This window comes from Paraburkholderia sp. RL17-368-BIF-A, assembly GCF_046054045.1.
Classification (GTDB): domain Bacteria; phylum Pseudomonadota; class Gammaproteobacteria; order Burkholderiales; family Burkholderiaceae; genus Paraburkholderia; species Paraburkholderia graminis.
The window spans coordinates 135,964-156,576 of the sequence record NZ_JARESN010000009.1 but is presented as its reverse complement, the minus strand read 5'-3'; the positions used below and the strand labels follow the sequence as shown (position 1 = coordinate 156,576).

General features: G+C 60.0%; 17 protein-coding genes. 13 read left to right on the top strand and 4 right to left on the bottom strand.

The genetic code is table 11. The features are described from left to right. The first annotated feature begins 96 nt into the window (after positions 1 to 96). Both P0D87_RS17645 and P0D87_RS17640 read left to right on the top strand, forming a co-directional pair. On the top strand, positions 97 to 1,026 hold the full coding sequence (locus P0D87_RS17645; protein ID WP_053860153.1) for a helix-turn-helix transcriptional regulator: 930 nt from the start codon (positions 97 to 99) through the stop codon (positions 1,024 to 1,026). Between the two features lie 21 nt (positions 1,027 to 1,047). Further along, on the top strand, positions 1,048 to 2,490 hold the full coding sequence (locus tag P0D87_RS17640; protein ID WP_053860152.1) for an HdeD family acid-resistance protein: 1,443 nt from the start codon (positions 1,048 to 1,050) through the stop codon (positions 2,488 to 2,490). Positions 2,491 to 2,492: 2 nt separating this feature from the next. Here the strand turns inward: P0D87_RS17640 and P0D87_RS17635 are convergent, their stop codons facing one another. Next, the gene (locus tag P0D87_RS17635; RefSeq protein ID WP_053860151.1) at positions 2,493 to 4,658 is read right to left on the bottom strand and encodes a hypothetical protein; all 2,166 of its coding nucleotides are present in this window, start codon (positions 4,656 to 4,658) and stop codon (positions 2,493 to 2,495) included. 299 nt (positions 4,659 to 4,957) lie between these two features. Here P0D87_RS17635 and P0D87_RS17630 point away from each other — a divergent pair, with 299 nt between their 5' ends. Then, a complete protein-coding gene (locus P0D87_RS17630; RefSeq protein WP_053860150.1) occupies positions 4,958 to 6,247 on the top strand; it encodes an MFS transporter in 1,290 nt (429 codons plus the stop codon). Between the two features lie 48 nt (positions 6,248 to 6,295). On the opposite strand, the gene P0D87_RS17625 is transcribed toward P0D87_RS17630, so the two are convergent. Then, positions 6,296 to 7,288: a LacI family DNA-binding transcriptional regulator gene (locus tag P0D87_RS17625; RefSeq protein WP_006049824.1), complete on the bottom strand. Its 993-nt coding sequence runs from the start codon at positions 7,286 to 7,288 to the stop codon at positions 6,296 to 6,298. Between the two features lie 155 nt (positions 7,289 to 7,443). Here P0D87_RS17625 and P0D87_RS17620 point away from each other — a divergent pair, with 155 nt between their 5' ends. The 7 genes from P0D87_RS17620 (at position 7,444) to P0D87_RS17590 (ending at position 15,327) form a co-directional block, all read left to right on the top strand. Next, positions 7,444 to 8,295 carry an NAD-dependent epimerase/dehydratase family protein gene (locus P0D87_RS17620; protein ID WP_216649169.1) on the top strand — a complete coding sequence of 284 codons (852 nt, stop codon included), beginning with the start codon at positions 7,444 to 7,446 and terminating at the stop codon, positions 8,293 to 8,295. Between the two features lie 349 nt (positions 8,296 to 8,644). Beyond that, positions 8,645 to 10,066, top strand: a complete 1,422-nt coding sequence (locus tag P0D87_RS17615) for a UbiA family prenyltransferase (protein WP_053860149.1) — start codon at positions 8,645 to 8,647, stop codon at positions 10,064 to 10,066. An 18-nt stretch (positions 10,067 to 10,084) separates the two neighbouring features. After that, the gene (locus P0D87_RS17610; RefSeq protein WP_053860148.1) at positions 10,085 to 10,441 is read left to right on the top strand and encodes a DMT family transporter; all 357 of its coding nucleotides are present in this window, start codon (positions 10,085 to 10,087) and stop codon (positions 10,439 to 10,441) included. Between the two features lie 299 nt (positions 10,442 to 10,740). After that, positions 10,741 to 11,433, top strand: coding sequence for a phosphatase PAP2 family protein (locus P0D87_RS17605; RefSeq protein WP_006049828.1), 693 nt, complete (start codon positions 10,741 to 10,743; stop codon positions 11,431 to 11,433). Positions 11,434 to 11,706: 273 nt separating this feature from the next. Further along, the gene (locus P0D87_RS17600; protein WP_310076277.1) at positions 11,707 to 13,053 is read left to right on the top strand and encodes a hypothetical protein; all 1,347 of its coding nucleotides are present in this window, start codon (positions 11,707 to 11,709) and stop codon (positions 13,051 to 13,053) included. Positions 13,054 to 13,196: 143 nt separating this feature from the next. Next, the gene (locus P0D87_RS17595) at positions 13,197 to 14,000 is read left to right on the top strand and encodes a DUF72 domain-containing protein (protein WP_053860146.1); all 804 of its coding nucleotides are present in this window, start codon (positions 13,197 to 13,199) and stop codon (positions 13,998 to 14,000) included. Between the two features lie 208 nt (positions 14,001 to 14,208). Continuing rightward, entirely contained in the window at positions 14,209 to 15,327 is a 1,119-nt protein-coding gene (locus tag P0D87_RS17590) for a 3-deoxy-7-phosphoheptulonate synthase (protein ID WP_053860145.1), read from the top strand. Between the two features lie 179 nt (positions 15,328 to 15,506). Here P0D87_RS17590 and P0D87_RS17585 read toward each other — a convergent pair whose 3' ends face one another. Beyond that, positions 15,507 to 15,785, bottom strand: a complete 279-nt coding sequence (locus P0D87_RS17585; RefSeq protein WP_006049832.1) for an HU family DNA-binding protein — start codon at positions 15,783 to 15,785, stop codon at positions 15,507 to 15,509. 350 nt (positions 15,786 to 16,135) lie between these two features. On the opposite strand from P0D87_RS17585, the gene P0D87_RS17580 reads away from it, so the two are divergent. Together P0D87_RS17580 and P0D87_RS17575 are read left to right on the top strand one after the other, a co-directional pair. Beyond that, on the top strand, positions 16,136 to 16,519 hold the full coding sequence (locus P0D87_RS17580) for a hypothetical protein (protein WP_053860144.1): 384 nt from the start codon (positions 16,136 to 16,138) through the stop codon (positions 16,517 to 16,519). A gap of 177 nt (positions 16,520 to 16,696) precedes the next feature. Further along, positions 16,697 to 18,670, top strand: coding sequence for a putative bifunctional diguanylate cyclase/phosphodiesterase (locus tag P0D87_RS17575; RefSeq protein WP_053860143.1), 1,974 nt, complete (start codon positions 16,697 to 16,699; stop codon positions 18,668 to 18,670). A 21-nt stretch (positions 18,671 to 18,691) separates the two neighbouring features. Here P0D87_RS17575 and P0D87_RS17570 read toward each other — a convergent pair whose 3' ends face one another. After that, entirely contained in the window at positions 18,692 to 19,420 is a 729-nt protein-coding gene (locus P0D87_RS17570; RefSeq protein ID WP_053860142.1) for a DUF899 family protein, read from the bottom strand. Positions 19,421 to 19,681: 261 nt separating this feature from the next. On the opposite strand from P0D87_RS17570, the gene P0D87_RS17565 reads away from it, so the two are divergent. Continuing rightward, entirely contained in the window at positions 19,682 to 20,611 is a 930-nt protein-coding gene (locus P0D87_RS17565; RefSeq protein ID WP_053860141.1) for a LysR substrate-binding domain-containing protein, read from the top strand. Positions 20,612 to 20,613: the final 2 nt, after the last annotated feature.

The following is a 20,613-nucleotide window of genomic DNA, read 5'->3' as shown; positions in this document are numbered from 1 at the left end:
AATGCCTCCTTAGGTAGTCATCCCTGTACTATGCGTTCATCCGCTATCCTGTTTAAGTAGTGACGTTATCCCGGTAAAAGGACTAACAGGCTCAGCATGTCAGTGAACGACGCTCAAACCCTCGGTGACTTTTTGCGCAGCCGCCGCACGCGTCTGGACCCGGCGAGCTTCGGCTTTTCGGGCCGTAGGCGCACGCCTGGACTGCGCCGTGAGGAAGTCGCCCAGCTTGCCCACATCAGTTCCACCTGGTACACCTGGCTCGAACAGGGCCGCGGCGGCGCGCCGTCCGCGCATGTCCTCGAGCGCATCTGCGCGGCGCTGATGCTCACCGATACCGAGCGCGAACACGTTTTCATGCTAGGTCTCGGGAGGCCGCCCGAGGTGCGCTATCGCGGCGTCGATGGTGTGAACCCGCGGTTGCAGCGCGTGCTCGATTCGCTCGACGCGAGCCCCTCGATCATCAAGACCGCGACATGGGACGTGGTCGCGTGGAATGCGGCCGCCGCGGTCGTGCTGACCGACTACGGCAGGCTGCCGGCCGGCCAGCGCAACATCCTGCGTTTCCTGTTCGGCGACCCGGCCGTTCGCGCGAAACAGCACGACTGGGAAAGCGTCGCGCGCTTCGTGGTCGGAACATTCCGCGCCGACGTGGCGCGCGCAGGGCTCGCTTCCGAAGTGGGCGAACTCGTCGACGATCTGCGCCGCGCCAACGCGGACTTCGACCGCATGTGGCGCGAAAACCAGGTGCTGGGTCACGGTGACGGCGAGAACGTAAAGCGCCTGCTGCATCCCACGCTCGGGCAGGTCGAAATGGAATATTCGCTATTCGCCGTCGATGGCCGGCCGGATCTCGGCATGGTCGTGTACACGCCATTGGATGCGCTCATGGCCGAGCGCATCCGCGCTGCCGCTCTTCAACATCGATCGATCGCCGCCAGCCGCCGACATGAAACTGCATCGTCGTCGAACGGCTCGCCTTTAGAGTGCGAACAGGACATCACGCGCGTCGGTGCCGGTGCAAACTGAACGCGTCAAGGAGGATTCGTTATGGTTCGTCTGGTCATGATTCTGCTCGGCGTCGATTACCTGCGCACGCGTTGGCGTTCGCTCAGGATGATGGGCGCGGCTAGCCTGCTGCTCGGCATCGTCGTGTTCATCGACGCGCTCGACGGCGCGCTCTATTTTCCGATCACGCCGTTTGCGGTTTTGTTGCTGCTCGAAGGGCTCGCCACGCTCGCGGTCGCGTGGACCGGCATGGGCGGCCAGCGCACGCTGCGCTATGCGAAGGGCATCGCGTTCTCGCTGGCGGCCGCGCTGATTCTCGCGGGTCATCATCATGGACACTTCGCACTGTCGATGATTTTCGGCACGCTCTTTCTCGCCGATGGCCTGTTGCAGATCGTCTCGGCACATGTCGTGCGCTACCGTACGTGGCGGCTCGCAACGATTGGCGGTGGCGTCGAAATCGCGTTGGCGCTCTTCTTCTATCAGCCTTATCCCACGCACTATGTCGGCACCGTACCGTATTGCCTCGGCCTCGGTTTGATCTTCGGCGGCTGGAATCTTTTGTTGCTGAGTACGCGCGCGCGGCGCCTCGTGTCGAATCCCGCAGTCGATTCGGATGCCGAACGATTGGACAACAGCGATGCAGCGACTCGGGCCGCGATGACGAACATCGAATGGGACGGCCCGCCCGCCGCCGACGAAGCCGCGCTCACCGTGCATGTGTGGACCCCCGTCGGATCGGCCAAAGGCGAGGCGCGGCGACAGCCGATTGTCGATCGATATATCGCGGCGGTGGATCGCAACGGCGTGATCTCGACCGGGCACGCGGCGCTCGAAGCACCTGATGGCATTTACGTGAGCCTCTATCCCGCGGTGGAATTCGACCGTTCTCCGGACGACTTCGCGCGGCTCTTGCGTGCCACGCGCGAGAACGATGTGCCCGGCGTGTTCCAGCCTGACTATGCGACGGAATCGAAGGCGTGGTGTCCATCGACGGTTCAGGTGCGCATACGCAATTACGATCCGGCGCGCTTGCGCCGCTTCTGGGACGCGTACCGGCAAGACACCACGTATAACCTCACATCCCGCAACTGTTCGAGCAGTGTCTCGCGCGCGCTCGAGGCGGCGATCGAAGGGGCTTCGACACGCGTATGGGGCGGCCTCAGTGGCGTCGGCGGCCTCGGCGGGTGGCGGCCTTTTCTTCGCGTGATCACGACGCCGGAGCTATGGGTTGCGGCGCAAATACGCAAACGCGCGGCGACGATGGCGTGGACGCCCGGCCTCACGCTCGACTATGCGCGCGCGCTCAGCATGCTTGCCGATCCGCGTCCTTCCGGCTGGGCCAGGATGGCGCGTCTGGCCATGCGCAAGATGGTTCGATCGCGGCGTCTGGATCGTGAGCCTGCCGATGATCCGTCGATGCTGCGGACGCTCGTATCCGATCATCGAGCCACCGCAGCAAAGACGAACGAAGAACAACGCTAACGCTAACTGCTGTACTTCAGGCTCCAGCCGAATGTGCGGGTACTGCCGGCGTTGATCGTGAACGGCTGCGTCGCGCACGCGAAGTTCGAGTGCAACTGGCCGATCGGCGTCGTCGACAAGGGGTTCGTGGCGCCGCCCGCTGTCGTATCGAAGTTCGACAGCGCGCAACTGTCGAAACCGGTCGTGGCGTAGCCGGTCGCGCTGCTATTGGCGTTATTGGCGTAATTGACCGAGAAGCCGTCGCCGTTGGCGGTCGTGCTCTGGTAATCGGCGAATGAAGTGAAGTCGGTTTCCACCGTCACATTGCCGGTCAGCGTCGCCGAACTCAGCGTATCGGTGCGCGTCAGCGTACCTCGGCCGAATGTGAGCACCGTATGCGCCTGCAAATCGAGGTCAGTCGAGAACGCCGCGTTCTTCGCGGCTTGCCTGAACTTCGCCGTGTCGAACGACACGATCACCTGACCATTACTCTCCGTGACGTTGAGATTTTTATAGTAGGTGACGGGTATATAGGTCTTGCCGTTATACGACACCTGCGGAATCAGCAATGCATAGCCGAGGTCGGTCGTACCGTAGATAAGCTTGTCGGAGAAAGGAACCGGGTAATACGGCGTGAATGAATTGTAGTCGGGCGCCTGGCTCAGATTCAGATTGATAACCCGATTGCCGTCACGCACGGTCACAAGCGCCGCACTGTACGGGTGCGCGGTATCGGTGGGCTGGTTGTACCAGGTCAGCGTATAGCGCGGTCTTGCATCGAGCCACGCCTGATAGTCGGAATCGGCCATCGGCGCCTTGCCGCCGAAACCCAGTTTGCTCCACCACGCATCGACATACATGTACTGATGCAGCAGGCTGAAGTTCTCGCCCATCACGCGCGGCTTGCCGCGGTAAGTATCGGTGCCGCGGCCTTTCACCCACATATTCACCGACGGAGTCGGCAACGTCGGGTCATACCAGAACGTTTCATAGCGGCGAGCCGCCTTATAGATGAACGTATAGGCGATCTGCATTTCCTGCGGCGTCAATACGCCGGCATTGGCTGCGGCAGTGAGAACTTCCATGAATGCCGAATCGCCATAAGGACCAATGGACCGTCCATAGTTGAAGCCCTCGCCGTCCGCGTTCAATTGAGGAAGAATAAGATCGACCGATTTCCTCAAATAGCCCTTCAATTCCGGAGTGAGATTGGCCTCGTTGCCCATTTCGAGTGTGCGCTCGACTACTTCGCCGATCAGCAACGTGCTGTATCTGTCGAAGCGCGCCTGGTCGTAATAGGTCGTGTGCGTGTTCGATGCTTCGTCGGAGAAGCCGCCCGACGAATCGTTGCGGATATGGTTCGTGAGCGTGTATAGCAACGCGTCGCGCGCGTTCATCGTGGCAACGGCCGGGTCGGTGGTGGACGAAAAGGTCGGATTGCTCCAGCCGAGCTTCTGCCGTAATCCAGCAATGCCGTACGACACAGCATAGTAATTCTGCGCGGTATTCAGCGATGCAACGTCGATCGGCACGCCGGCCGCAGGACAGGTATTCGTCTTTCCGCTTGAGTCCGCGCCGAACATGTCGCAGAAGGTTAGACGGTTTTGCAGCGTCGCCAGCATTGTGTCGCTGAATACTTCATTGAGCATGCCGTGCGCCTTGAAGTTGTTCAGCGCCACCAGGTAATAGTATTCGCCCCACGAGGTATTGGCGTAGGTGTAATTGCCGCCGCTCGGCTGCGCCATCATCGCGGTGGTGATCTTCTGGTAGGTCGCCAGATAGTCCGCGTATTTCGGATCGCCCTTCGCCTTCATATCGATCAGGATGTACGAAAGGCCGAGCGCGAGTTTGCCGGGCAGGAATTTGTCGCCCGTGTTGGTGTCGAGAACGTGTACCGGAGTGCCGTCGCCGAGATCCATCACGACCTGCGTGAAGTCCGGCGATTTCCTGATCAGATCGAAGAGCGCCCGCATCTGGCCCATCATCGTGATGGGCACATCGGTTCCTCGCGGAACGCTGGTATCGCTCGCGCCATAAACGATTGCATGCAGCGACGGCGCGGCTGTCGGCGTGGGCGTAGGCGCGGGCGGCTGGTTCGCATCGTCGGTGCCGCTGCCGCAGGCCGACATGAGAAGAAGCGTCAACGTACTCACAGCACACCTGCCGATGGACTTTCGTGGGGAACGCATGTCTGTCTCCTGATTAGTGTTGGATAGAGCTCGGCGGCTCCTGGCAACCTTCGAGAAAACGATTAACCTATTGCACGGCGCTTATCGTCGCACCATTTCGCCGTCGCGCACAACCCTAGGTAAACTCAGCACTAGCATTGCGGCCGCAAAGCTTCTATTCTAGAAAAACGTTTTCCTAATTGGGTCCAAATCGCTGACCGCGCGCGACTGCGCCGGGTGCTGCGCCGCGGGCCCGGGCGCTCGTCGCCCGGCACAGAAAAGCGCGGCGCGACGAGCGAAGCCGTGCGACGGAGACATCCATGCAAACTGCCGTACTCGGTCTTGCCCGTACAGCCAGCCGCTACCGCTGGACGGTCTGCGCACTGCTGTTCTTCGCGACCGTCATCAACTACATGGACCGCCAGATTCTCGGGCTGCTCGCGCCGCTGCTGCAGCACGACATCGGCTGGACGCAGGTGCAGTACGGCCGCATCGTGATCGCGTTTTCCGCGTTCTATGCAGTGGGGCTTTTGTGCTTCGGCCGTATCGTCGACTGGCTCGGCACGCGCATTTCGTATGCGCTCGCCATGCTCCTGTGGAGCGTGGCCGCAATGCTGCATGCGGCGGTAGGTTCAGTCACCGGCTTCGCGATGGTCCGCGCGCTGCTCGGCATAGGCGAAGGCGGCAATTTCCCGGCCGCCATCAAGACCACTGCCGAATGGTTTCCGCGACGCGAGCGCGCGCTTGCAACCGGCATCTTCAACTCCGGCGCGAATATCGGCGCCGTGTTCGCGCCCGCGATCATTCCGCCGCTTGCGCTCGCGTTTGGCTGGCGCGCGGCGTTCGTGATCATCGGCGCGCTGGGCTTGCTGTGGCTCGTCGTATGGTTCGCGTTCTACCGCTCGGCCGAACCGCGCTCACACGACGACGATCTCGACGAGGCACGCGACGAAGTCGAATCACTCGACGCCGCCAACGTGAACGCGCGTGCGCCTGGTTGGGGCGTATTGATCCGCAAGCGCCAGACATGGGCGTTCCTGATCGGCAAGTTCCTGACCGACCCGGTATGGTGGTTCTATCTGTTCTGGCTGCCGAAGTGGCTCAACGAATCGCGCGGCATGGACATGCAGCATATCGGCCTGCCGCTCGTGTGCATCTACGCGATGACGACCGTGGGCAGCATCGGCGGCGGCTGGCTTTCGTCGGCACTATTGCGCGCAGGGTGGACGGTGAACGCCGCGCGCAAGACCGCGATGTTGATCTGCGCGTGCTGCGTGCTGCCGATTGCATTCGTCTCGCAGGTCGACAATCTGTGGGGCGCGGTTGCGATCGTCGGCCTCGCGGCGGCAGCGCATCAGGGCTGGTCCGCGAATCTGTTCACCACGGCGTCGGACCTGTTTCCGAAGCGCGCGCTCGGCGCGGTGGTGGGCATCGGCGGAATGGCCGGTTCGATTGGCGGCGTGCTGTTCTCCGAAGTAATCGGCCAGGTACTGCAACGCACGGGGCACTACTGGGTACTGTTCGCTATCGGCGCGCTCGCCTATCTCGTCGCGTTTGGCGTGATGCACTTGCTGACGCCGCGTATGGCGCCGGCGAAACTCGAAGCGTAACAACAACGCGAGAAGCGCGAGAAGTACGGGTTGAAAGCGCGATATGTGTCAGCCGCAGGCCGCCGTGGATTCACGCACGATGAGCCTCGGCTCGCACATCGAATGCCCTGTTTGCGCGTGGCCCGCGAGTTGATCGATCAGCTTTTGCATCGCGAGTTCGCCCATCTTCTCGCTTTGAATATCGACGGTGGTCAACGCGGGTGCCGCATATTCGCCGTACGGAACGTTATCCACGCCGGTCACCGACAACTCTTGCGGCAGTTTGATGCCGAGCGACGCCGCCTCTTTCATGAAGCCGAGCGCGATAAGGTCGTTGTAGCAGATCACCGCTTGCGGCCTGTGCGGTCCAAGCATCACGCGCGAGCACGCATGTTCGCCGGCATGCGCAGTGGGCGCATGCGCGTCGTACACGTCGAGCGTGAGACCCGCTTCCTCGAGACAATCGCGCGCGCCGCGAATGCGCTCGTCGTTGATGCGTGCCTGCCCAAAGCCGAGATAAGCGATCTGACGATGCCCGAGATTGAGCAGGTGCCGCGCGAGCATGTAAGTTGCGAGCCGGTTGTCGATGCCGACGCTCGGGATCGGCAAGGTTTCGCTGTGCCGCAACAGCACAAGCGGTTTGTCGAGATCGAGCAGCCATTGCGACTCGCTGTCGGACATGCGCGAGCTGATGATCAAGCCGTCGACGCGCTGCGCGAGTGCTTCGATCAACGGCTTTTCGCGCGCCTGGTTTTCGTCGGTGTCCACGAGCAGCAGCGTGTAATCGTGGCGCAGTGCAATGCGGTTCGCGCCCTTCACGACGTTAGTGAAGTGCGGATTGCTGATGTCGAGAATCGTCAATCCGATGGCGCGTGTGCGGCCCGTAATCATGGATCGCGCAAGCGGATTCGAACGGTAGCCGAGATCTTCGATCGCTGCTTTGAGGCGCGCCTCGACGGGTGGCGAGAAGCGCTGCGCGCCGTTCATGAACTTGGACACGGTTGCGACCGATACGCCCGCGGCAGCCGCGACGTCGCGAATAGTTGGAGGAAGTTTTTTCATCGCGCAGTTAACGGGTTCTCCTGTTAACGGATTGTCGCAGAAATGGGCTGGCGCGCGTTTGTTTTGATTCGGTTGCAGGCTGCGGCGTGCCGCCGGTCGCCGGCCGCACAAAACTTTTTTGCAATTTAACCACGCAATAGGCAGGAGTTTTATCGATGAGCCAAACCATCAGCGAATCGCCCACAGTAGATCGCAAGCCGTTCCGGCGCCTGCTGCTGACCGGCGGCGCCGGCAACCTGGGCCGGCAGTTGCGCGGCGCACTCGCGGAATGGGCCGAGGTCGTGCGCGTGACCGACATCGCGAGTCTCGGCGATCCCGCGGCGCATGAAGAAACGAGTGTGGTCGATCTCGCCGACCGCGCAGCGGTGATGCAACTCGTCGAAGGTGTCGACGCAATCGTGCACCTCGGCGGCATTTCCATCGACGCGCCATTCGACGATCTGCTCGGCGCGAACATCGCCGGCACTTACAACATCTATGAAGCCGCGCGCAAACACGGTGTCAAACGGATCGTGTTCGCGAGTTCGAATCATGTGATCGGCTTTCATCCGGTGACTGAAGTAATCGACGCCGATGCGCCGCAGCGTCCGGATAGTCTCTATGGCGTGACCAAGTGCTTCGGCGAAGCGCTGTCGCGCTACTACTACGATCGCTTCGGGATAGAAACGGTGTGCATGCGCATTGGTTCGTCGTTTGAAGAACCTAAAAATCCGCGGATGCTCGTCACCTATCTGAGCTATCGCGACTTCATCGAACTCGTGCGCTGCTCGCTGTTCACCAATCGCGTGGGGCATGTTGTCGTGTACGGCGCGTCGGACAATCCGGCCAAGTGGTGGGACAACACCAAGGCCGCGTTCCTCGGCTTCAATCCGCGTGACAGTTCCGCGCCGTTCGCGTCGCGCTTTCCGGCAACGGCGCCTGACGACTCGCGCGACGATCCCGCGCAGCGCTTTCAAGGTGGGCCGTTCGTGTTAGGCGAGCCGATGGAAGGTGAGAAGCCGCGCTAACTTCGCGAGGCGGGCTAATTCGTCATAGCAGCGAGCGCGCCATTCGGTTCGCCGCATGGCGCGGTTTCCAGCGACGGGCAAGAGATCGCAGAAAAGGTTTGTCCGCAACCGGCATCAGCATCTGAACCGAAGGCGCATATATCGCTCAGATGCTATGCGCAAAACCTTAAGGAAACCTGAAGAACAGTTGCGCTTTAGCCAGTGTGACAGTTTTTTTAACGACGCCGCGACAAGTGTGTTCTGACGCACAGTGCAGAGCAAATCGAGCACTATTCTTGAAGAGGAAAGTGTATGCAATGCGCGTTGCCTGACGAATCAGGCATGCAGCCCAGACTCACACGAGGTGATGATGTCCCAGGCGAGCGTACCCCTTTGCGTCGATCTCGATGGCACGCTGACCAGCACCGACCTTCTGGTCGAATCTTTCCTCGTGCTGATAAAGCGAAATCCACTGTATGCGTTTTTTTGTATTGGGTGGCTGTTTCGCGGCAAAGCGCATCTGAAAGCGCAGATTGCCCAGCGGGCGGCAATCGATGTGACATTGCTTCCCTATAACGCGCGCCTCGTGGCGTTCCTGCGTGCAGAGCGATCCAGTGGCAGGGATCTGTATTTATGCACGGCTGCGAACCGCAAGTTCGCGGAACAGATAGCCTCATACTTCGGTTTCTTCGCGGGTATTCTCGCGAGCAACGACGCTCTGAATCTGTCCGGCGTCCAGAAGGCGTGCGCTTTGTCCGAGGAATTCGGTCCGCATGGCTTCGACTATTGCGGCAACGCGCTGTGCGACGTACCCGTTTGGAAACAGTGCAGACGGGCAATCGTTGTGGGAACGCGCCCGATCGCCGAGGCGGCCGAGATGGTGAATCAGAAGGTTCTCTTCTTCGAGGAGCGGCGATCGCTCATCGGCCTGACCGTCAGGGAAATGCGTGTTTATCAGTGGGTCAAGAATCTCCTGATTTTTGTACCGCTGCTCGCATCGCACCGTTTTACCGAAGGGGACACGCTTCGAGCGGAAGGCATCGCATTTTTTTCCTTCTGCTTCTGTGCTTCATCGGTATATCTGCTCAATGACATGCTGGACCTCGATGCGGACCGGCGCCACATAAGCAAGCGCAATCGGCCGTTTGCCTCGGGACAGTTATCGCTCGCTTTTGGCATGCTTATCGGGTGTGCGCTCCTCGTCGCCTCTGCGGGTCTTGCCCTGCTTTTGCCTTCCACATTTCAGCTCGTATTGGCCGGCTACTTCGCAACTACGCTTGCTTATTCGCTCAGGCTCAAACGGTTCGTGCTTATCGATGTCTTTGTGCTCGCGGCTCTTTACACCGCCCGCGTCGCGGCGGGCGGCGCCGCGGGGGACATTCCCCTGTCGGACTGGTTGATCATGTTTTCTATTCTGATCTTTCTCAGTCTCGCGATGGTGAAGCGCTACGCGGAGCTCGATGCGCTATTGCGCGAAGCGAAAGTTTGCGCAGTCGGGCGCGGTTACGTTACGCAGGATCTCGGCATTCTGCGTTCATTCGGCACGGCTTCTGGCTACGTCGCGGTACTGGTGCTCGCGCTCTACATGAATTCATCCGATGTACGGATGCTCTATCGGCACCCGCACGCACTCTGGTTGTTATTCGGGCTGCTGCTCTTCTGGATTAGCCGTGTGTGGATGTTGGCCTTTCGCGGTGAGATGCAAGACGATCCAATCGTGTTCACCTTCAAGAACCGCCTTAGCCTGCTCGTGGTCTGCCTCTGCGTAGCGACGGTGATAGCGGCAAGCTGACCCTCGACCATTCAATCGATGCAATTCTTCTTTCTGTTTCTGAGCGGCACGTGCAGTGCCTCGGCGAGCATTCTTTTGCGCATTGCGGCGCGGGTTGATAACGACCCCTCGTTGTTCGCGACCGGTGGCCGGCCGTTATTTTATCGACTCGCCGCGATAGCGGCTTATGGTGCCGGGTTCGGCCTTTATGCGCTGGCACTCAAGCGGGTCGAGCTGAGCGTCGCTTATCCGCTGATGGTTGCAGTCACGATCCTCGAGATTCTTGTGTTTGGCGTCGTGTCAGGCGAAGCGGTTTCGCCGCGGATCGTCGCAGGCGCCGGCTTCCTTCTCATAAGCGTGCTGTTGCTATACCTGCCGTCGAGTGCAAGGCCGTGAGCGTGGTGCTGACCTGAACTTCGCTGCTCATACCAGTACTTCGCGAGACTGCTTGCGCGTGACCCGATGTTCCGTGACGGCGATCTGAAAGCATTCTTCATTTCAGGCCACAACGGGAAATTTTTTGGAACGTAGCGTGCGCAAGCGCGCATTCGGGAGCCGATGTCGATCCTCCGACGGTGGCAAATATCATAATCTGGGTGTACCGCAGGTAGGAAAGCGACTCGTTGGGCGAACCCCTCCGCAAGACGGAGGGTTGCCGTCCGGTCCCAGTACGAACCTTACTGTCTACGCGAAAAATGAACAGCTTCGATACGAGCATCGAGACGTTCCTTAGCGGATTCAATTCGTGTGCGCTCTGCAATCATGCGGTGCAAGCCATTGCCAACATGTACACCTTCAAAGGTCTGGTTCTGATCCCGGCTTTGTGGTGGATATGGTTTCAATCGGCCGAGCGTCGGCAATGGAGGCGTGAGGTCGTCATTGCAACGGCCGTGAGTGGCCTGTTGGCCCTTCTTGCAGGAAGACTCCTCGCACATTTTTTACCCTTCCGTATGCGCCCCGCCTTTTCCCCCGAGCTAAACCTTCATTTCCCATTTGTCCCGCAAAGCGAAAGCATGTTGTCAACGTGGAGTTCCTTTCCTAGCGATCACGCAATGCTGTGGATGTCGGTCGCAGTAGGGCTCTTTGTCGTCTCGCGCCGCATCGGCATTCTCGCGCTTCTCTACGTCGCCATTTTCATTTGCATTCCGCGCGCCTACCTCGGCTTCCACTATCCGACGGACCTGTTGGCGGGCGCTGCGATCGGCATCGTCATTACCTATGTCATGACGCGCGATTCCGTGAGACCGCTTTACGCAACTCCTATATTGCGTTGGATCGAGCGCTACCCCGGACTATCGGCGATGCTTGGATTCGTGTTGTGCCTGGAACTTGTTACCCAGTTTGATGAGATTAGAACTTTCGCGACTTCGATCCTCAAGGTTGTTTGATTCGTTCGTTACCCGCACGACGCAAAGCGCTTTAACAACCTGAAAGGGGATTTGATGACTGCACAAAGAGGACCCGTGCAGAGCGGCAGGCCGTTGACTCTGTGGGCCGTCTGGCTAATCGCCACTCTCGTGGCCTCATTGCCGCTCTTCGTTTCGTCGATACCTCCGTTGGGGCAGCACTTTTATAATATCGTCAGGATAGACATTCTTGCGCATCCGGTTTCCTACGCCGGCGACTTTGTAGTTCGGTGGGACCCTTTACCCGATCTTGCGATGGACCTGACGGTCCCGTGGATCGCGAAGCTCATGCCGGTGGAATGGGCTGCGTGGCTCTTTATCGTTGTCGAACTTGCGTTGATCAGCTCGGGATGCCTGATCCTCAGCCGTGCGCTAAACGGCCGCTGGTCATGGTTCCCATTGACCAGTTTTCTGCTGCTCTACAACTGGATTCTGATTCGCGGCTACGACAACTTTCTGTTCGGAATCGGCCTTTGTTTATGGGCCATAGCGTTGCATGTCACGCTACGCCGGTCCACGGTCGCTCGAATCGCAGTCTCGTCTTGCAGCGCGCTTCTCATCTATTTTTGCCATCTGTTTCCTTTGGCCGTCTTTGCACTGGTCACGGGAACATGGGAGCTTGGCTGTCTGCTACAGGAAGACAAATTCCGCATCCGGTCGATGTTCAGGCATGCGAGCGCAACCCTGGTTCCGTTGATACTTCCCGTGGTATTGCTGGCGCACAGCAGTACCGGCGGGCTTCGCGGTTCCGTCGACTTCGGTTTCATTCATCTATTCGCCAAAGTGAGCCGCTGGCTCGATGTGTTCGCAATCGGTAATCCTCCCGCCGACATTGCAATTCTGGCAAGCCTCGGCCTGACGTTAGCCGTGGGCTTTCTACTGAGGTGGTGGACGTGTCAGCCTGAGTGCCGGATAACCGTCATCGCGCTTCCGCTGGTGGCCCTATTCGCGCCATTCTCCGCATTTGCTTCTTATGGCGTTGTCGAGCGATGTGCGCTGAGCTTCGCGTTCCTGCTGACTGCACTGGTGGATGTGCGGGCTTCGAGACCGCGTCTGCAACGTGCCGGCGCGGTGGCGCTCACTATCGTCTTCCTGTTCCGCATTGCGACGGTAACTGCCGACTGGCGTGCGGCGAAGCCTGCCATTCAGGCATACAGGGCTACGTTTGCGTCGTTGAAATCAGGCTCTGTTCTGTTCCAGTACAAACAGGATACGACGTACCCGTCGCCAAGAACGGCGCCCGACCGGTGGAATCCGTATCTGGATAAAGTCGTCGCGCTCGCCACGCTTGACCGTGTTCTCGTACCGGATCTCTATTTGAAGGCGGGTCAACAGCCGGTGCTTTACCGCACCAAAAACGCCGCGTTGAGGAAGTTCCAGGACGACATTGAAAACGGCGATAAGGCATTCCGCGCAAACGACGATATGCTGCGCGCGTGGGCAGCAGACTTGCAAAAAACATTTCCGGACTTGCCAACCCGATTCACTGAGGTGTACCTGGCAGTGTTCGATCCGCAACGGCGCCTGTCTGAAACACTCGCTGGCTGGCAACTCGTTGCGACTTTACCGGAACATCGGCTTTACCGGATGCTTCCTCGATAACCCCCGTTTTGATGAATGCCCCGCCCCTTCCTTACACGCGACGCACGATCGAGTAAGCTACTGCCTGACGCAACGTAGGGCTGTCAGCGCTCGAATCGACACCGGGGCGCCGCGAGGCAAACCAGAACAACGAGGAACCGCATATGGCAACGCGCACGAAACCGCGAATCCGGGTGGGCATTGGTGGCTGGACCTATGCCCCATGGCGCGGGGTGTTTTATCCCGAAGATCTAACGCAAAAGCGCGAGCTAGAATACGCGAGCCGCCAGTTGTCGACCATCGAAATCAATGGGACGTTCTACGGCTTGCAAAAGCCGGAGAGCTATGAAAAGTGGTATCAGGAAACGCCGGATGATTTCGTCTTTTCGCTGAAGGCGCCGCGCTACGCGACCAATCGAAAAGTACTCGCGGATGCCGGCGAGACCATCGAGCGTTTCTTCGCGAGCGGCGTGCTGCTGCTCAAACAGAAGCTCGGGCCCGTCAACTGGCAGTTTGCGCCGACCAAGAAATTCGACGGCGAAGATTTCGAGGCTTTCCTCAAGCTGCTGCCCGCGAGCATTGAAGGAATCAAGCTCAGGCATGCCATCGAAGTGCGCAACGAGAGCTTCAGGACACCCGAATTCATCGCGCTGGCACGCAAATACAAGGTCGCAGTGGTGCTGGCCGGCGACAGCGAATATCCGCAGATCGCCGACATCACCGCGCCGTTCGTGTACGCGCGCATCATGGGCACAACCGAGAAAGAGGCCAACGGTTATCCGGCGAAAGCGCTCGACGCATGGGCCGAACGCGCGCGCCAACTGGCGGCGGGTACCACGCCCGGCGATCTGGAAACCTGTGGCGCGCCGCCCGCGAAAGCAGCCGCACGCGATGTGTATCTCTACGTGATCAGCGGTTTCAAGGAACGCAATCCGGCCGCTGCAAAGGCGCTGATCGAGCGGCTTTAAGCAACGCTTTCGAGCGGCTTTTGCTCACTTCTCGCTCACTTATCGCTCAGTTCTCGCTCACTTCGCGCGCACCCTCGAGCCGCGCGGTGTCCGCGGTGGCGCGCGAATGTCATAATCCCGGCAGCGAATTGCGCGCGACCCACCGCGCAACGACACCCACATTCAAGGCCGCAAGGCCAGCTCACATCGACAAGTCCGGGAGAATACCTTGAGCGCCATCGACAATCCTCTGCACGACCAGGAAGTTGGCTCGGCCGACGCCACCCAGGACACCACCCGCATCGACGACGTTCGCATCGGCGCGGTACGTCCGCTCATTTCGCCCGCGCTGCTGCAGGACGAACTTCCCGTGCCGCCCACGGTGCAATCGCTGGTGGAAAAAACCCGCGTGGAAATCGCCGACATTCTGCACGGGCGCGACGACCGCCTCGTGATGATCGTCGGGCCCTGCTCGATTCACGATCACGACCAGGCAATCGACTACGCGCACAAACTGAAAGCCGCCGCGGACGCGTACAAAGACGACCTGCTGATCATCATGCGCGTGTACTTCGAAAAACCGCGCACTACCGTCGGCTGGAAAGGCTATATCAACGATCCGCGTCTGGACGGCAGTTTCCGCATCAATGAGGGCCTGCGTCTCGCGCGGCAATTGCTGCTCGACATCAATGGACTCGGCTTGCCGACCGCAACGGAATTTCTCGACCTGCTGAGCCCGCAGTACATTGCCGATCTGATCGCCTGGGGCGCAATCGGTGCGCGCACAACGGAAAGTCAGAGTCATCGGCAACTGGCTTCGGGCCTGAGTTGTCCGATCGGTTTCAAGAACGGCACCGACGGCGGTGTGCAGATTGCCGCTGATGCAATCGTCGCCGCGCGCGCAAGCCACGCGTTCATGGGCATGACGAAGATGGGCATGGCTGCGATCTTCGAAACGCGCGGCAACGACGATGCTCACGTGATTCTGCGCGGCGGCAAGAAAGGCCCGAACTACGACAGCGCTTCAGTGGCGGCAACCTGCGCAGCGCTTAAGTCAGCGGGGCTGCGTGAACAGGTGATGATCGACTGCTCGCACGCGAACTCCGGCAAATCGCATTTGCGTCAACTCGATGTGGTTCAGGATCTCGCGCAACAACTGTCCGCACACGAGCGCCGCATTATCGGCGTCATGCTTGAAAGTCATCTGGAAGAAGGCCGTCAGGATCTGAAGGCCGGCGAGCCGCTGCGTTACGGCGTGTCCATTACCGATGCATGCGTAAGCTGGGCGCAAACGGAGCCGGTGCTGGAGACGCTCGCCGAAGCGACGCGCAAGCGCCGCGCGAGCTGATTGCAGACGCAGCCTCGCTGCGTCGAGCGCGCTCGACGAAAGCCGGCGCACACGCGCCGCGCCATCCGCCGACGCGTTCGTCTATCGGGGCTGCGCAGCGCGCGATTCTTCACACTCGAGGCGTCGCTCGCAGCGCCATGACGGCGCATGGCGGACGCTCCAGTGTGAAGCGCGTTGCATTACGACGCGTTGACTGCTTCCTTGAACGCCTTGCCTGCGGTGAACTTCACCGTCTTGGCTGCGGCGATCTGGATCTCGGCGCCCGTCGACGGATTGCGGCCCACGCGTGCTGCACGCGCGCCAGTCGAGAAAGAACCGAAACCGACCAGTTGCACCGTATCGCCACCGACCACGGCTTTGGTCACCGCTTCAACGATAGCGTCGATGGTTTGGCCCGTGGCCGCTTTGCTTTCGCCCGTCGCTGCGGCGACTGCATCAATCAGTTCCTGTTTGTTCATAGCACTTCCCGTATGGTAATCATGGAAACGGCGCTACATCTGTCGCGCCGGGACCGACACACTAACGCATAGGCGCGCATTCGCGCAAACCCCGCGTGTAAGCCTTGTTTCACCCGCCCACTGGGGATTTGACGATTTTCTTCGGCAAAGTGCCATAAGAATCGTGCGCTTACGCGTTTCTCGCGCCGTACCAGCGAACGCGTCGAATCACAATCCGTTGCAATTTCAGTGCTTTAGCGCGGCCTGTCGCAATCGCCCAGTGATTTTTTACTATGTTATGGTGCCGCCCGCGAGCAGCGGCATTCGCCTTGCAACGCGCCGACAAGCCAGCAATCGGGAGAAAGAAAAAGATGAAATTTCGCCATATTGCAACATGTGCACTGCTCGGCGCGCTCGTCGGCGGCACTGCTTCAGCCGATGAAAACGGCTGCGCGACGCTCGCAAGCGCCACTCATCCGGCAACCCCGCAAGCTTTTCAGGTACGCGACGGCGAGCCCGTGGATCTCATCAGCGGAATGAAAACGGTGCATGGCAAGCTGCTCGTATTCGGCGAAAACGGCATGTTTCGCGCTTACTGGCAGCCCGAAAACAGCGCCGAAAAGTATGTTCTGGCAAATGCCGGCGAGAACGCCGTGCGCCTCGTTTCGACGCCGCCGCAAGGCACTCCCGCCACGAACGGCGAACCGGGTACGACGCTTGGACCCTTGCGCGTGCTGTCCTGTCCCACGCTTTGAGCCGCAATCCCAAGGTCAAAGTTACTCGAACGACGCGCGAATAAACGCCCCTTTCGCAACACGCAGGTCGTTCTTACCGTCTCACGAACTGAAGCTCGCATCGACTGCGCTCAAGGTCCGACCGGCCCCTGCCGATATACCAAGCTGCGTATGCGGCGCAAATGTTAAAGGACAGGAATGGTTGCAATAACCAGATTGCGAGAAGCGTTGTCGGTTGCGGAAGGAGACCCCGAGCTCGTGCGTTCGCAGGTCCAGGCGTTCGGCCGTCAGATTCCCCTTCTCTACTTCATCCTGATCGTCAATACGATGGCCGTCACGTTCACGCATTTGCATAGCGCGCCGGCGTGGATGTCCATCTACATTCCCGGCGCGCTTTGCACGCTGTGTGTCGTACGCTGCATGCGATGGTGGCGTGGCCGCAACCTGGTACTGACTCACGAGAAAGCCGTACCCGAATTGCGCCGGCTCATCTGGGTAGCGGGCATCTTCGGCATTGCATTCACTGCCTGGTCGCTGATGCTGCTGCCCTACGGCACGCCGTATGAACAGGCGCACGTCGCCTTCTATATGGCGACGACAGTAGTAGGCTGCGTGTTCTGCCTGATGCATTTGCGCGTGGCCGCGTTGCTGCTGCTATCGATCGTTATCCTGAGTTTTGCGACGTTCCTCGTCTTCACCGGCTCGCCGGTTTTCATCGCGATGGCGATCGACATGACGCTGATCGGACTCGCACTCGCGTTCATCATCGAACTGTATTACCGCTCTTTTGCGGGCGTCGTGCACACGCAGCGCGATTTGCAGGCGAGTCAGGAGAAGACCCAACGACTCAGCGACGAGAACTTTCGACTCGCAAGCATCGACAGCCTGACCGACCTGCCCAATCGCCGCAGTTTTTTCGCCTCGCTGCGCGCGCTGTCCGAGCAGGCGCTCGCCACTGGCGGCGGCTTTAATGTGGGCCTTATCGATCTCGACGGCTTCAAGCAGGTCAACGATATCTACGGTCACGCGAGCGGCGATCTCGTGCTGCAGGAAGTCGGCGTGCGTCTGCTTGCGCTCGCCGAGCCCGGCATATTCTTCGCGCGGCTCGGGGGCGACGAATTCGGAGTACTCGCGCAAAACCGGCAATCGAACGATGCGCTGCTCGAATTGGGCCAGCGCATTTGCGACGCGCTCAGTCAGCCGTATCGCGTCGCGGGCAATATCGCGGAACTGTCGGGCACGATCGGCTGGGCTGCATTTCCCGACGCGGGTAACACCGTTACTCAAGTGTTCGAGCGTGCGGATGCGGCGCTTTATGTCGGCAAGGAAGGCCGCCGCGGTACAGCGGTGATCTTCTCCACCGAACACGAAACGCGCATTCGGCGTTCGAGTCTCGTCACGCAGGAATTGCGTCATGCGGAACTCGAGTCGGAACTCTTTCTGGAGTTTCAGCCGATCTCCGACGTCGTGACGAGACGGACAATCGGACTCGAAGCACTCGGCCGATGGCACAATCCGCGGCTCGGCGCAGTCAAGCCGGAAGAGTTCATCCGCATCGCGGAGCGCACCGAAATCATTCTGCGGATTACGGAAGTACTGCTGCATAAAGCACTCGCCGAAGTTCCGCATTGGCCAGCCGAACTCTATCTGTCGTTCAATCTTTCCGCGATCGATATTTCGACGTCGGCACGCGCGCGCCGTCTTATCGACATTGTTTCGGCAAGCGGCGTGCCGCCGCATCGCGTGTCGTTTGAGATCACGGAAACGGCGGTCACGCGCGACTTCGAGCAGGCCCGCTCCGCGCTCACGATGATCAAGCAGGCAGGCTGCCGCGTTTCGCTCGACGATTTCGGCACCGGCTATTCGAGCCTCAGTTACGTGCACCGTCTTCCGTTCGATTCGATCAAGATCGACCGCAGTTTCATGACCGACGTCGATTCGAATAGCGCATCGAAGAAGATCGTCAAATCGGTACTGGATCTGTGCAAGAACCTCGGGCTCGAATGTGTGGTCGAGGGGCTCGAGACTTCGTCGCAAGCGGAAGTGGTCAAGGCATTGGGCGCTCGCGCGGTGCAAGGCTACCTGTTCAGTCCGCCCATGCGTTCGGGCGCCGTGTCAGGCTATCTGCAAGCCGCGCTCGCGCAAAGTCAGGCAAACGACGCAGCGAGCTAATCGCCCTTGCCGCGCGCCGCGCTAACGCGGTGCATTGTCGTATTGCAGCTTCGGATACCAGTTGCTGCCCCGGCCGCCTGGCGTCATATCGAGCACGGTCCAGATCGGCATTACGTCGGGCGCGCCTCGCGGGTCCTGGCCAGGGTCGGCGGTCCACGGACCCATTTCCGCGGCCCAGAAGTGACGCACCGTCCCATTGTTTCTCGTGAACACGTTGAATGCGGGCACGTCGTCGCCGTCTGGATCTTCTCCCGCATAGTCGCGATTGAATGTATTGCCCGCCGACGAATACAGCCGCAAATAACGCCAGCCGCGCTCTTTCTTGAAGGCGGCGAGTTTCTCTATCGGCGATCGCGCGATCACCGCAAATGCGACGCGCTGCAGAATGTCGGGCATTTCGCCGTCATACGCACTCAGCAGCGAAGTGCACATTGGGCAAGGCCGCTCGCGCTGTGGACCGAACATCCAGTTATAGGTGACGAGTGTGTCGTGAGTGCCGAACATTTGGGACAACGTGACGGGTCCGGACTCTCCTTCGAAACGATAATCCTCCGGCACCGCGCCGCCGAGCGGCAACGCGCGGCGCTGCGCGGCGACGCGTTCGATATGGCGGCGCAGTTCGATTTCTTCAGCGAGCAAGTCATTGCGTGCACGCCGATATTCGGCGCTTTCGCCAGGAAAACGGCGCGGCGAGTCGGCCAGTTCGCGGGCCGGTTTGAGCGTCGATGAAGCCTGGTTCAGTTCAGTCATCTGGCATCTCCTGTCGATGAGAAAGGACAAGTGAGCGGCTAAAGGGCTAAAGGGCTAAAGGCGCGCCGCCCATATGCAGACGACGGTCGAATCCACCGAGTATCGACAACGCGTGCAAACAATTTATCGCACAGTGCGCAAGAACTTCTTTCCGCACTGCAATGAAAACCGCTGCAAAACAATCGCCACGTCGCGGTATGCTGTCGCGAAACGGCACGCACGCGGCCTCGCGGGCGTTGCGCCGTCATATGGGGATGCAACATGCCGCTACGTCTGCCGCCTTTGCCCGCGCTCCGTTTTTTCGAAGCGGCGGGCAGGCATCAAAGCTTCAAGCTCGCCGCCGCGGAATTGAATGTGACGCCGAGTGCCGTCAGTCACGGCATTGTCGGTCTCGAAGAAACGCTCGGCGTCGAACTGTTCGTGCGCGAGCCGCGCGGCATATCACTGACCGCGACCGGCGCCGACTATCTGTCATATGTTTCAGAGGCGTTTTCGCTGATTGCGATCGGCACGCAGCGTCTGCCGAATCATCGCGCGAATCGGCCGATTGCGTTGAGTTGCGCGCCGACGTTTGCATCGCGCTGGCTATTGCCGCGCTTGCAGCATTTCAAGGCGCGTTGGCCGAATGCCAACGTGACGGTCGACACATCGCATCGTCAGGTCGGTTTTCCCGTGGATGGATTCGATTTCGCAATCCGCTTGAGCCGCGCACCAGTTGCGGGCGCCGCGTGGACGCGGCTCTTTGGAGAACAACTCGTCCCCGTTTGCAGCCCCGCTTATCTCGAGTCGCTGCGCGACGAGCATGGCGCGCCGTCATTAGAGAAAGCCACGTTGATTCACGTGAACGCCGCGAGCGAAGACTGGCAGACGTGGCTCGAAGCGACCGGCGCAGAGAAGCTCGATCCGGACGACGGCTTGCGTGTCGATACCATCCAGCTCGCATTCGAAGCCGCGAGCATGGGACTCGGCGTTGCACTCGGCCGCAAGCCGTTGGTGGATTGCGACCTCGAGAGCGGCGCGCTCGTTGAAGCGGCTTTCGACACGATTGACTCGGCGGGCGCGTATTGGCTCGTCAGTGCGGAGAATGGCGAACGTCGGCCGGAACTACTCGGCTTCAGGCAATGGATACTCGCGGAGGCCGAGCAGTTTTCGTGCGACGACGCCAGCGCCGATATCCACACGCCGCGATAGAC